Annotated in this window: 14 protein-coding genes; 7 read left to right on the plus strand and 7 right to left on the minus strand. The window is 57.0% G+C overall.

The window, feature by feature from the left end:
- Nucleotides 1-268: 268 nt before the first annotated feature.
- A complete protein-coding gene (locus F4X57_14515) occupies nucleotides 269-1,057 on the minus strand; it encodes a 2,4-dihydroxyhept-2-ene-1,7-dioic acid aldolase (GenBank protein ID MYC08358.1) in 789 nt (262 codons plus the stop codon).
- Between the two features lie 352 nt (nucleotides 1,058-1,409).
- On the minus strand, nucleotides 1,410-1,961 hold the full coding sequence (locus F4X57_14520) for a uracil phosphoribosyltransferase (protein ID MYC08359.1): 552 nt from the start codon (nucleotides 1,959-1,961) through the stop codon (nucleotides 1,410-1,412).
- Nucleotides 1,962-2,197: 236 nt separating this feature from the next.
- Between F4X57_14520 and F4X57_14525 the strand changes: the two genes are divergently transcribed.
- Nucleotides 2,198-2,743 carry a type II toxin-antitoxin system VapC family toxin gene (locus tag F4X57_14525; GenBank protein MYC08360.1) on the plus strand — a complete coding sequence of 182 codons (546 nt, stop codon included), beginning with the start codon at nucleotides 2,198-2,200 and terminating at the stop codon, nucleotides 2,741-2,743.
- 19 nt (nucleotides 2,744-2,762) lie between these two features.
- Here F4X57_14525 and F4X57_14530 read toward each other — a convergent pair whose 3' ends face one another.
- A complete protein-coding gene (locus tag F4X57_14530; GenBank protein ID MYC08361.1) occupies nucleotides 2,763-3,668 on the minus strand; it encodes an NAD(P)-dependent oxidoreductase in 906 nt (301 codons plus the stop codon).
- 266 nt (nucleotides 3,669-3,934) lie between these two features.
- On the opposite strand from F4X57_14530, the gene F4X57_14535 reads away from it, so the two are divergent.
- A complete protein-coding gene (locus F4X57_14535; GenBank protein MYC08362.1) occupies nucleotides 3,935-4,609 on the plus strand; it encodes an RraA family protein in 675 nt (224 codons plus the stop codon).
- A gap of 80 nt (nucleotides 4,610-4,689) precedes the next feature.
- Here the strand turns inward: F4X57_14535 and F4X57_14540 are convergent, their stop codons facing one another.
- Nucleotides 4,690-4,827: a multicopper oxidase domain-containing protein gene (locus F4X57_14540; protein ID MYC08363.1), complete on the minus strand. Its 138-nt coding sequence runs from the start codon at nucleotides 4,825-4,827 to the stop codon at nucleotides 4,690-4,692.
- The gene (locus F4X57_14545; GenBank protein MYC08364.1) at nucleotides 4,824-5,024 is read right to left on the minus strand and encodes a multicopper oxidase domain-containing protein; all 201 of its coding nucleotides are present in this window, start codon (nucleotides 5,022-5,024) and stop codon (nucleotides 4,824-4,826) included. The genes F4X57_14540 and F4X57_14545 overlap by 4 nt, the downstream gene beginning before the upstream one ends.
- Before the next feature lie 112 nt (nucleotides 5,025-5,136).
- On the opposite strand from F4X57_14545, the gene F4X57_14550 reads away from it, so the two are divergent.
- The 3 genes from F4X57_14550 (at nucleotide 5,137) to F4X57_14560 (ending at nucleotide 8,834) form a co-directional block, all read left to right on the plus strand.
- Complete coding sequence (locus F4X57_14550; protein MYC08365.1) at nucleotides 5,137-6,945, plus strand: gamma-glutamyltransferase family protein; 1,809 nt, start codon at nucleotides 5,137-5,139, stop codon at nucleotides 6,943-6,945.
- Nucleotides 6,946-6,974: 29 nt separating this feature from the next.
- Complete coding sequence (locus F4X57_14555) at nucleotides 6,975-7,409, plus strand: nucleoside deaminase (protein MYC08366.1); 435 nt, start codon at nucleotides 6,975-6,977, stop codon at nucleotides 7,407-7,409.
- A gap of 72 nt (nucleotides 7,410-7,481) precedes the next feature.
- Nucleotides 7,482-8,834, plus strand: coding sequence for an MFS transporter (locus F4X57_14560; GenBank protein ID MYC08367.1), 1,353 nt, complete (start codon nucleotides 7,482-7,484; stop codon nucleotides 8,832-8,834).
- Nucleotides 8,835-8,872: 38 nt separating this feature from the next.
- Here the strand turns inward: F4X57_14560 and F4X57_14565 are convergent, their stop codons facing one another.
- Nucleotides 8,873-9,286, minus strand: coding sequence for a hypothetical protein (locus tag F4X57_14565; GenBank protein ID MYC08368.1), 414 nt, complete (start codon nucleotides 9,284-9,286; stop codon nucleotides 8,873-8,875).
- Nucleotides 9,287-9,743: 457 nt separating this feature from the next.
- Between F4X57_14565 and F4X57_14570 the strand changes: the two genes are divergently transcribed.
- On the plus strand, nucleotides 9,744-10,241 hold the full coding sequence (locus tag F4X57_14570; GenBank protein ID MYC08369.1) for a hypothetical protein: 498 nt from the start codon (nucleotides 9,744-9,746) through the stop codon (nucleotides 10,239-10,241).
- A gap of 89 nt (nucleotides 10,242-10,330) precedes the next feature.
- Here F4X57_14570 and F4X57_14575 read toward each other — a convergent pair whose 3' ends face one another.
- Nucleotides 10,331-10,639 (minus strand): hypothetical protein, encoded by a 309-nt coding sequence (locus tag F4X57_14575; protein MYC08370.1) that lies wholly within the window; start codon nucleotides 10,637-10,639, stop codon nucleotides 10,331-10,333.
- 153 nt (nucleotides 10,640-10,792) lie between these two features.
- Between F4X57_14575 and F4X57_14580 the strand changes: the two genes are divergently transcribed.
- A complete protein-coding gene (locus F4X57_14580; GenBank protein MYC08371.1) occupies nucleotides 10,793-11,926 on the plus strand; it encodes a hypothetical protein in 1,134 nt (377 codons plus the stop codon).
- Nucleotides 11,927-11,943: the final 17 nt, after the last annotated feature.

Below are 11,943 nucleotides of genomic sequence, written 5' to 3' on the forward strand. Positions count from 1 at the left end.
TTAACAATGACTCGGAAAAGTGCTTATGAAAGCGTCTCACTTTTAGGTCAGCAAGGCTATGGCAATCTGTATGACCGCGACTGCGCCTATAACAACGCCCGCGCCTATCCAGACCTGCTTCTGCAAGCCGTCAATCTTATTCTCCAACCTATCGAGTTGCTTGCCCTGCGTCTCTTGCAGGGCTTCAACCCTAGCCATCCGTTCACCTATCGGCTGTTGCTGATCGATGCCATATCGCAGCGCCCTCCGACTGATTGCGACAGGCTAACTATTCGCCCTGCATCGCGCGCAGCAGCGCTTCGCCGTTGCTCTTCCACCAGCCGTAGAGTATCGCCAGGTCCGTGCCTATGGAGAAGTGGCGCACGCCCATGTCGAGGTATTTCTTCGCCTCGTCCGGCGACTGAATCTCGGCGCGCGGCGCAACGCCCATGTTGATAGCGGTTTTGAAGGTCTTGTCGTGCGCGGCGAGGACATCCGGGTGATTGCGCTGGCCGGGAACGCCGATGCTCATGGAGAAGTCCGAGCCGCCCCACTGCACCATGTCGAGTTCCGGAATCTCCAGAATCTCCTCCAGTTCGTCCACGGCGCCCTTCTTTTCAATCATCACCGCCATGACCACATCGTTCAGCGATTCGACATACTCGGCGGATCCGCCATAGCCCATGTATGTATTACGGCGCGTGGCGACGCCGTACAAGCCATCAATGCCCGGCGTGTCCGGCTTTGCCTCGCGGATGCAGTCGCGCACGTCGGCGGCGCTGCGGCAGTCCGTGAACAGCACGCTGGTGAAGCCTGCGCCCACGCCGCGCTGCGCCAGGAATCCCTGATGGCTCTGGTCAACCTTAATCATCGAACCCATGCCGTGCAACTCGGCGGCGCGGCACAGGTTGTCGAGGTCGTGCAGGTCGAACGAGCCGTACTCCGCGACGAATTCCACATAGTCGTAGATGCCCGTGTGTCCGATAGCCTCCACGACAGAGGGCCAAGCGGAAAGGATGTGCGTGCTCAGCGTGGGTTCGCCTGCGTCTAGTTTCTGCCTCAGCTTGTTGGGTCTCATCAATCTTCCTCCATGTTTCAGTTCAGCATTTCTATTCACGCCGCCATTCTATCACAGCAGCGCATCGGAGTTTCTACCCTTCCCATCCCGTCCATAGGGTCCTTCGATTATTCATGTCATTTCGATTATTCATAGCACATGTCATTTCGATTACTCATAGCACATGTCATTTCGATTACTCATAGCACATGTCATTTCGATTACTCATAGCTCATGTCATTTCGAGCGAAGCGAGAAATCTAAACGCGTTGACTACGGACAAGCTTGTTTCCACACAGCGATTTTAGACCCTTCACTTCGTTCAGGGTGACAACTGAAATGCCCTGCCCCCGTCCATCCATATCAATTTCCACTATGTCCCAAAATATCTGTCTCCATAGTCGCCAATCCCCGGCACGATGAAATTCCGCGCGTCCAGCTCCGGGTCAACCGCGACCACGCTGATGTTTCCGCGCGGAATCACGCCGGCAAGCCGCTCCATGCCCTCGCGCGATGCCAGAACACCGACGAAGTGCATGGCGTCAGGTGCATAGCCCTCGCGCATCAGTAGTTCGGTAACGAGGCATGCCGTTCCGGCAGTAGCAAGCATCGGATCTATGATGAGAGCTCTTGTCGGCATCACCTCGGGAAATCGCGTGTAATACAAATCCGGCTGAGCCGTATCTTCATCCCGCGCGATGCCGATGAACGCGACCGGCGCATCCGGCAACGCACGCGTGAACGCCGGCAGCAACGCCAGACCCGCACGCAGCACAGGCACGAGCATCAGCCCGCGCGCAGCCTCGTCGCCCAGCCCCTCCAGCGTCTCCGCGCACAGCAATCGCGCCAGCTCATCCGACGCCTTTCGGAAGTCTGCGGTGCCAGTGGTGCGGTCGCGGAGAGTAGAGAGCAAACCACTTTTCATTTATATCTGATCTCCTTGACCAAGCATCATTCGTTAGTTAGCATTGATGCGTGTTATAAATGGATCGCTATTCTGTCAGACGCACAAACGCTTTGCAAAAGGAGCGGAGTCATGGAAGATGTAACTCAAACGCAAGATACGGAATTAAGCGAGAACGGGTATATGCCGATAAACGAAGCTGCACCGGAAATGTCAAACGCTGCCGCCGAACTTCTAGCAGACCCTGCCGTACCTGAATGGATCAAAGGATTTGTCAGGATGGCGGAGGAAATGCCGGAAGAAGAGCGCAAGAAGTTCCCGTCCGACTATTCCGAGAATATAGACCACTACCTCTACGGCTTGCCCAAGAAATCGCAGTAGATATGCCTGCTCGAGTGATATTCATCGACTCACAGTACTTTATCGCTATATCATCTAAAGATGACCAGTGGTATGAGTTGTCGATGCAAGCCGCCAGAACGCTCAGTGATGCAGTGCGATTCGTAACTACTTACGATGTTCTGAGTGAATTTCTTGCAGCAGTGTCCAGGGGCAACCCAGATACTCGCCTAAGAGCGGTGTCACAAGTGCGCAACATATTCGCGGACGACACCATTACGCTCGTGCCGCAGACCTTGGAACTCTTCACAAGCGGTCTCCAACTCTACGCCAGCCGACCCGACAAGCGTTACAGCCTCACCGACTGCATTTCAATGACGGTCATGCGCGAATTGGACATCACCGAAGTCCTCACGCATGACCGCGACTTTGAGAACGAAGGCTTCATTCGCCTCATCAGGTAGTGGGCAACGCATCCCTACCCTACCCTACCCGACCTCCGCCGGCACCCCCGTCAATCAGCAGCCTCCGAACATCCTCGGCAAACTTCACCTCCGAATCGTCCTCCGGCGCGTATCCCAGAACTTCGCGAGCGTTGCTCAGCGACCAGAACGCCCGCGTGTTGTTGCTGATGCCATAGACTACCTGCCACGGCACACCGTGTTCGTTGTCGATGTTCGGCGTCTCTATCGCCTTCTGAAACAGCTGCGTGATGTCGCGCGGGCTGATATATGCGCCGAGGTCGCGCTTGTAGTTGTCCGGGTCGTCCACGTATATCGCGGGGTCAAGCTCGCGCGGCGCGCCGATGCGCACCATCACCACGCCCGTCTTGCGAAGGAACGATGTGCCACCCGTGTGCTGCTGCCTGCCCGAGTCGTCGCCGAAGCCGCCGAGTCCGCAGGCGAACAAGAACCCCAAGTGCTCATAAGTTGCCTTCGCCCAGCCGTAGAAATTGTCCGACAGAGGCAGCTTGTATGGGTCGAGCGATTCCATCTTGCGCGTGTGGATGAGATTGTGCTCGTACCAGTCTGCGGCATGGTTCGAGCTGGCGATGGCGAGGCGAGGCACGCCGGCGTCATACGCGCTTCGCAGCACGTTGTACGCCATCTGCACATTCTCATTCTCGTCGAAGAAGTGGTCGAGCGGCTCGCCCTGCCTGCGCTTGTAGCCCAAATGCACCACCGCGTCCACGCCCTCGAACAAGCCCGCGTACTTGCTGCGGTCGGTGTCTATCAGATTGGCGATTTGCACGCCCTCCACCTTCTCGCCGCGCGGGTTCTCGTCCTTAACATCCACGAGCACCATCTCGTAGCTCTCGCGGAATGTGGGCAGCAGTTGATTGGCGATGTACCCGGTCGCCCCCGTCATAAGCACCTTGTTGACAGCCATATTCCAGTTTTCCTTTCTTTATAGCTCGTTAGTCGATCAGCATTTTCAGTTGGATTTCCAGTCGGTCGGTATGTCGGCTATCGTTTCGGCAGTCCCGTCCTTTCCCGCGTCAGTCGCGCTTTCGCAGGCCCAATTTCGCAGGGATGATGGGGCACAAGTATAATCTAAATGGTCTTGCGCGGTTTGCTGACATTGACGGCAATTCGCACGCGAAACTGATAAACTGACTATCCGACAGACTCATTTACTTCAATGGAGATTTTACCATGTACGAACCGCTAAACGCCGACGAGCTGAACGCCCTACGCCGGATAGACACCGCGACCATCGCCAACGCGATTGAGCACTTCGACATTCGCAGCAATACGGACGGGTTTATGGGCTGGGACATTCGCTGCATGTTCCCGGAGATGGGAGTGATGGTCGGGTACGCCGTAACCGCCACGCTCGACACCACTACACATGGCAGAGTCCATGACCGCGAGGCGCGCTTTCAGATGTTTGAGGCGATCGACGCATCGCCCAAGCCCGTCGTGCTGGCGCTGAAAGATGTCAGCTCCAAGCCGCGGCACGGCTGCCACTTCGGGGATGGGCTTGCGACAGTATCCATGCGGCTGGGCGCCATCGGGCTGGTAACGGATGGCGGCGTGCGCGATGTGGACACGGTGCGCGATATGGGCTTCCACTACTTCTCGCCCGGCATGGTGCCGGCACACGGCAATTTTGGCTTCCTAGAGGCGCAAGTGCCGGTGCTAATCAGCGGAGTGCTGGTCAACCCGGGCGACCTCATCCACGCTGACGCGAACGGCGTAGTAACCATCCCGAACGAAATAGCGCGCGATGTCGTCGCAGCCGCGAACGAAGTGCTGCAGCGCGAAGAAGAGTACCGGGACTGGGTGAACGGCGACGATTTCTCGGTGGAGAAGCTGCGGCAGAGGTAGGCCGCGCATATTTGCGTCATTCCCGTGAGGCATGTCCTCGATCCCGATCGGGGAACGGGAATCCAGAGCCGTAAATTGAATCACCTAACGATTCTATACTGCCCCATCATGTCCAGGTCCTCATGGTCGAGAATGTGACAGTGGAACAAGTACGGAATATCCTCAGCCGGATAAGTATCGAAGCGGGCTGCGATAACGACTTCGCCGTCCGCATTCACTCACACCGAATCCTCCCAGCCTGCTTCCCCAGGCGGCGGGGGTCGCTATTTATCGCCAATATCTGAAACATCGTCTGATGGACATGGAACACATGTTGCCCGTCGCCAACGGTGAGCGTCCAGCACTCAGTATCTCCGAACTGCACCGTCTCGTCGATCCTGTTCATAAGGGTTGATTTACAGTCCTCGCCCATCAAGGGTAAGGGGCTGTCAATATCGTCAATGCCAGTTTGACATACGCGCGTGTCTAATGGAACATGAACGCCAGAAGTCAGGCGACACGATTAGCAGCAGAGCGAGAGGACAAAAATGCCTACATCCGACAATCACATCAGCATAGATAAGGGCGACATGGTGCGCCCGCCTACCGGCAGGCCCGTGGTGTATGGTACGCAGGGCGTCATTTCCAGCGGGCATTACCTCACCTCTATGGCGGGCATGCGAATGCTGCTCAACGGCGGCAATGCGTTCGATGCGGTGGTCGCGGCGACTTTCGCGGCGGGTGTAACCGAGCCGCTCGCCAACTATTCGCTGCTCGCGGAAGGCGTCTTTATGATATACGACTCGCGCAGCGGCGACCTGCTCTCCCTCAGCGGTCAGGGCACCGCGCCCGGCAAGGCGAGCGTGGACTTCTACAAGTCGCGCGGCTTCGATGAGATACCGACCGGACCGGGCGCGGACGCGCCGATGTCCTTCACCACACCCGGCATCATCGCGGCGCTCACATCCATGCTGGAACGCTACGGCACGAAGACACTTGGCGAAGTGCTTTCTCCCGCGATTCACCACGCCGAGTTTGGCTTCCCCAACTATGAATATATGCTGCAGCGCCTCGACAGCCCGGGGACGCGGCAGCAGTTCGAGCTGTTCCCGCCGGGCGGCACGAACATTTTCTTCGACAATGGCAATGTGCCGGAGCCGGGTTCGCTGCTGGTGCAGAAGAACCTCGCCGATATGCTGAAGCGCATGGTCGCCGCGGAGAACGCGTCCACCGGCAACCGCATCGACGGCATCCGCGCAGGCAACGACGCCTTCTACAAGGGCGACATCGCCAAGAGCATCGCCGACTACTCGCGGCAGGTGGGCGGCATTCTCGACGCGGACGACCTAGCGAACTACGAACCGGAGTACGGCGAGCCGATCAAGGGCACATTCCAAGGGCACGAGATAAGCAGCCATTCCACTTGGACGCAGGGCATAATGGCGCTGCAAATCCTGAACATTCTCGAAAACTTCGACCTGCGTGGCATGGGACACAACTCGCCCACATACACGCACACCGTCCTAGAGGCGTGCAAGCTGGCGTTCGCGGATCGCGAAGCGTACTATGGCGATCCCAACTACGCCACCGTTCCGATAGACGGCCTAATTTCCAAGGAATACGCCGCTGAGCGCGCGCAGCAGATTGACCCGTCGCGCGCCTGCCTCGAACTGCCCGCGCCGGGCAACCCATGGGCATACAGCGCCGTTACCAAGCCCGCCAACGGCACGGTCGAAATGCCCGTCGGCGCGGCAGTCGGCGAGTCGGGCAACAGCAGTGGCACGACGCATATCGCCTGCATCGACCGTGACGGCAACTTGGTCTGCGCCACGCCGAGCGGCGGTTCGTTCAGCAAGGGCGTGTTCTTCCCCGAGCAGGGCGCCGCAATCAGCACGCGCATCGAGATGTTCAACTTCATCGACGGGCATCCGAATAGGCTGGAACCGGGCAAGCGCCCGCGCACCACGCTCATCAACTACATCGTCTCCAAGGACGGAACTCCCGTCATGACCGTCGGCTGCCCGGGCGGCGACCATCAGGCACAGGCGAATGTGCAGCTGATGCTGAACACGCTGCTGTTCGGCATGAACGCGCAGGAAGCGGTGGAAGCGCCGCGCTTCGCCACCGAGAGCGTGCCGGATTCGTTCTACCCGCATGTGTATTACCCGAACCGCGTGTCGCTCGAAGAAGGCTACCCGGCGGGGAACTGGGATGCACTGCGCGCGCTAGGACACGGCGATCTTGTGCAAGCGGCGACCTGCGGCATGGGCGCAACCGTAACCACGCGCGACTCGAACACGGGCGTCCTGAGCGCCGGCGGAGACCCGCGCCGCGCCTGCTACGCCATCGGCTGGTAACATTCTTCAAACAGGAGAGCAGAATCACAATGGACGAATTCATGAGGGCTGCGCTTGAAGAGGCGAGGCGTGGGTTTGAGGAAGGCGGCGTTCCCATAGGCGCCGCTCTCGTGAGTAACGGCAAGCTCATCGCAACGGGGCGCAACCGCCGTGTGCAGGAAGGCGCTCCCATAATGCACGGCGAGATTAACTGCTTGTACAATGCGGGCGAGGCCATTTACGACTACACCGACCTGACGCTCTACTCCACGCTGATGCCGTGTTATATGTGCGCGGGCGCGGTCTTGCAGTTCGGAATAACGAAAGTAGTTGTTGCGGAGGGTAGAACAGCCAACGAAGGGCGCGACATGATGCTCCAACACGGCGTTGATATCGTTGACATGGAAATCAGTGAGCCGCGTGAAATGCTGGCGCAGTTCATCAAGACAAAGGGCAATCGGTGGCACAGCCATCCCCCGGATTAGGACATAGCTACGGAAACAACCTCAGTAAAGGCAACTAACAAGTGGCTTGGTCTAGTAGCGGCGGCGCTGGGGATGTACCTGGCTTCGCTGGACCTTGCCGTCAATGTCGCGCTGCCGGACATCACATCCAACCTCGCCACCGACTTGCGCACTGTGCAGTGGGTTATCGTGTTGTATGTGGGGGGCAGTGTTAGCCTACAGCTCGGTCTGGGCAGCGCGGCGGACGCTTACGGGCTGCGGCGATTCTACATAATCGGGCTGGCGGCATACGCGCTGGCGGTGCTGCTCATCGGGCTGGCGCCAAACCTGTCCACCGTGCTCGGGCTGCGCGTGATGCAAGCGGTCGGCAACTCGCTGATGGTGGCGTCGGCGCCGGCAATCATCACCGCCATATTCCCGTCGGAGCAGCGCGGCAGAGCGCTCGGGCTGATGTCCGCGATTTCCACGCTGGGCATGATTACGGCAACGCTGGGCGGCGGCGCGCTAGTGGAAGCATTCGGCTGGCGCTCCATATTCCTCGCGCGCGTGCCGCTCACGCTGCTTACGCTCGCGCTCGCGCTCCTCATACTATCGGAGCGCAAATCGGGCGAACGACCGCAATTCGACCTGCGCGGCGGACTGCTCGCGATGCTTGGGCTGGCGTGCCTCGTGATGTTCCTGCAGTTCGGCGGCAGAATCGGCTGGCTCTCTCCGCTTACGCTGGCTTTGGGCATCGGCGCGGCGGTAACGCTCACCGTATTGCTGAGATTAGAGCGCGGCGTTCAGAATCCGGTACTCGACCCGAAAATGCTGACCAATCGGCTGCTGCTGCCGGTTATCATAGCGGCGTTCCTGCTGTTCATGACGATATTCCTGAACCTGTTCATCTTGCCGTTCTACGTCTCCGATGTGCTCAAGGCGGACGCAAAGGCAATGGGATTCCTATTGATGCTCGCCACCGCATTCGCAGGCGTCGCCGCGCCCATAGGCGGCTGGCTGTCGGACAGAATGCCCACCGCTTATATCACAACGGCCGCGCTGATCCTGACAGCCGGCATTCTGTTCTGGTTCAGCGCTCTCACGACCGATTCGAGCTTGAACGATGTGGCGATACGAATGGCGGTAGGCGGCATCGGAATGGGGGTATTTCAGGCGACTAACGCCACTCTAATCATGGGCGCTATGCCGAGAGACAGGCTAGGCACCGGCGGCGCGCTCATATCATTATCCATGAGCATGGGCATTGTTGCCAGCGTTGCGCTGCTGGGCGGCATGTTCGACGGCAGGCTCGCCATGTACGAAGCCACGACGCCGGACGCATCGCAGGCATTCGTAATGGCATTCCGCGACACCTACATCGTCGCCGGCATCATAACCGTGCTTGCGGTCGCCGTGTCGGTGAGTTACTGGCCGCAGGCATTGCGGTGGCGCGCTACAAAAAAATAAGGGAATGGTATTTAATGAGAGTAACCATTCCCCTAATTTTATCCTTGCGCCTCATACGACGCTCGTATTACTCGCATCGCTCTGTCAATATCTCGCGTATTTCCGACACGCATAAAGTAGAAATCTTTATCTAAAGCAAAAGGTCTAGGATCTGGCTCTATCCAAGGAAATTGTCGTGCATTTACATGCTTCACTTGCACCACCAGGGCGGAACTATCGATAAGGATTCTATTCCATCGCCCTTGATAATTCGGTGTTATGAATGTAGCGAAATTCACGCGACCTACAAATGATGCATCATAGGTTGGAATGGTATCGCGCACTCCAACATCTGATAAATCCAGAATACGATTACCAAGTTCATTTATAACATCTGCCTGCACAGGATTTTCGGATGCTAACCGTGCTATAACAGCATGGGCTCGTACACCAGTTAAAACTTCAGCTGCCATTATTTTCCTCCTATTTATGTATGGTCACTCTTGAATGCAATTGTCTGAATCATAAATGTTCTATTTCACTGATTGTTCTGACGGGATTGGGCTACTAGGGTTACAGGAAATTTGACTACACTTAGGGTTGAGGGTTTGCGGTCTAGCCTACCGCAGGCGTGATGTTCTTGGTGCGAGTTACTCCTTTCGGCAATGTTGTTCGGATTTTGATGGTTCGTCGTATCGTACCTTGAATTCTGACCTTCGGCTTTCGCATGTCGCCCTCGCTTTCTCCTAAGTAGCCCTATATCAATTTTAGCAAAAAAACCAGCGTTGCAGTTGGGTTAAATACCTGTTAGCCTCGCCTCACTCCTAGCACGAGTAACGACCACAGACGCGCTCTGCGTCATGTGTCAAGGTGTGGCGTTCCGCCCTCTTAATGCACACATGAGGTGGTCGCTCGTGCTAGGGTAGCCATATCTGGCTGAGAGGGGGCACCTTGAGAAATAATAATGAGCGTTTGGAGAAAAAAACTTCAGAGGTTTTACTCTCCAAATATAATGAACATAGAATAGTTGTTTGGGTCGTTGTGGCGGTTGCAATAGGGGCACTATTGATACTCACTTTGACCAACGAAAGTAGCGCACCTACTCAACAAGCCCGACCAGCCCCGACACCTATTCCGGGAGTTAGTCACTACATCGAAATGTGGGAAGCAAACGGCGTAGCGTTTGAGAGCCAATACTACGGCAGGCACATTGTAGTCAAAGGCAAAGTTGATAGCGTCAGCAATCGTATTCTCGAAGAGGGCTATCGTATAACGATGGTCGAGAACTTTGACACGATGGATTGCAATGTCACTCCCGAAAACAAGCACATGGCCACTTCTGTGTCAAAGGGTCAGTACATCGTCGCCGCAGGCATTATAGATAGCGGGTTTTTGGGGCCAGACTTGTATGACTGCACAGTCAGATAATTTGATACTGCTGGAACGTGTTGGTGTGAACCGCGCTATCTCTTCCCTTTCTGTTGGAAGTTAGGGCAGAACACATCCCCATACCCGATCTAAACTTGTGTAGGGCTGTCTATCCTGCTAATTCTCCTCTCCTCTGACCTCAATGCCCGCCGTCTCCTCCGCAACCTTGATAGCCGCATACTGGTCTTCATTGCCCAGCCCCTTGCCCATGGCGAGCGTCTGCACTTGGTATGCCGCCGAGCCGCCATGTTCGCCGCGCCCACCGGCGCGGAATAATTGCGGTTGGAGTTGAACGGCGGGTCGAGATAGATGAGGTCAACCGACTCGCTGTTCATCCCGCGCAGGATGTCGAGATTGTCACCTGTCCAGATGGTTTTGTCGGCGAAGTTGGGTTGCATATTGGTCTCCCGTTTCCTTATCTCGCCCACACAGATTACCACATTACCATATACTCCCCCCTTGACAACACAAAACACTCATCTTTATAATCAGAACAAATGATTGCCACCCCGACACCAAAACCATGAAAGACTGAAAGACTGACAACCCATATGTGCATTCAAAACGCCCTGCAACAACATATACTCCAAATCACCGACGACGGCAAAACCGTCGCCGACTTCCTACACGCCACAATGCAGGGCAATACCCTCAACGCCAAAACCCACCACCGCCTAGAAGCCGCCAAGCAACTAACCAAACTCGCCCTCGCCAACGACATAACCGTTCGTCCTGAGCCTGTCGAGGGACATGCCCAAGAAGACACCCCTTCCCCCTCGACGGGGGAAGGCTGGGATGGGGGTGAAGACCACCAGAACGCCGACACTGCGGCATTCCAAGACAATAACCCTACCCAGACTGTACATCCTGTTACGGATTTAGACATCATCAACTATAAAACGGCGCGCCTAATCCGCGAAGAGACCAACGACGGCTACCACATCGCCGACTTCCTAGCCCGCGTAATGCGCGGCGAAGACGCCCGCGGCAGCGCCGTCAGTCCCGCAGACCGTATGGCAGCCGCCAAAGAACTGCTAAACCGCGGCTTGGGCAAATTCGGCGATACACGCGACCGCCGCATCTCCGACAGCCCCGAAGACAAAGAACTCATCCATTCCGGACTGTCTCGCTACATCAGAGAGCGCACGGACGACGGCATCGAAGCCGTCCGCTTCCTGCTAGAAGTCGCGTCAGGGCAGGACGCAAGCTTCTCGACTCACCAGCGCGTCATCGCCACGCGCGAACTGCTGCGGCGCGGCTGGGACACCAACTACGACGCCGTAACGCCCGAACATATCGCCGCCTACCGCGAAAAGCAAGACGCCCTAGAACCCACCGACTACGACATCAGACTGCAAGAGTGGCGCGAAGAAGAGCGCACGGCGCGGGAAGCGCAAGAAGCCCAGAGTGAAGACGAGCCGCAGCTGGAAGCCGGCATCTTCGCCCACCTAACCTTCGCCGAAATCGACCGCTACGAAGCAATGAGCACCGAAGAGCAGATAGAGTTCATAGAGCGGCAAAGAGACAGCCGCAACTCAGACGATAGCGCCCACCCCACGGACGAACCCACCGAAGACCGCGAAAACATCGACTGGAACGCCCTACTCCAAAACATAGGCGCATCGTCCCGACATCCCCATCCTGCCCATCCTGTTAATTCCCAAACCCGCATCCGCAGCCCATAGCCAATAAGTCGGCTCCC

The sequence above is a fragment of the Chloroflexota bacterium genome (assembly GCA_009840355.1).
Classification (GTDB): Bacteria; Chloroflexota; Dehalococcoidia; order Lucifugimonadales; family JADFKI01; genus Bin90.

Excerpts from the sequence above, each read along its gene's own strand:
- F4X57_14560 (MYC08367.1), top strand. The coding sequence starts at position 7,482 with ATGTACCTGGCTTCGCTGGACCTTGCCGTCAATGTCGCGCTGCCGGAC.
- F4X57_14530 (MYC08361.1), bottom strand. The coding sequence starts at position 3,668 with ATGGCTGTCAACAAGGTGCTTATGACGGGGGCGACCGGGTACATCGCC.
- F4X57_14555 (MYC08366.1), top strand. The coding sequence starts at position 6,975 with ATGGACGAATTCATGAGGGCTGCGCTTGAAGAGGCGAGGCGTGGGTTT.
- F4X57_14580 (MYC08371.1), top strand. The coding sequence starts at position 10,793 with ATGTGCATTCAAAACGCCCTGCAACAACATATACTCCAAATCACCGAC.
- F4X57_14525 (MYC08360.1), top strand. The coding sequence starts at position 2,198 with ATGGATCAAAGGATTTGTCAGGATGGCGGAGGAAATGCCGGAAGAAGA.
- F4X57_14575 (MYC08370.1), bottom strand. The coding sequence starts at position 10,639 with ATGCAACCCAACTTCGCCGACAAAACCATCTGGACAGGTGACAATCTC.
- F4X57_14515 (MYC08358.1), bottom strand. The coding sequence starts at position 1,057 with ATGAGACCCAACAAGCTGAGGCAGAAACTAGACGCAGGCGAACCCACG.
- F4X57_14565 (MYC08368.1), bottom strand. The coding sequence starts at position 9,286 with ATGGCAGCTGAAGTTTTAACTGGTGTACGAGCCCATGCTGTTATAGCA.
- F4X57_14535 (MYC08362.1), top strand. The coding sequence starts at position 3,935 with ATGTACGAACCGCTAAACGCCGACGAGCTGAACGCCCTACGCCGGATA.
- F4X57_14520 (MYC08359.1), bottom strand. The coding sequence starts at position 1,961 with ATGAAAAGTGGTTTGCTCTCTACTCTCCGCGACCGCACCACTGGCACC.
- F4X57_14550 (MYC08365.1), top strand. The coding sequence starts at position 5,137 with ATGCCTACATCCGACAATCACATCAGCATAGATAAGGGCGACATGGTG.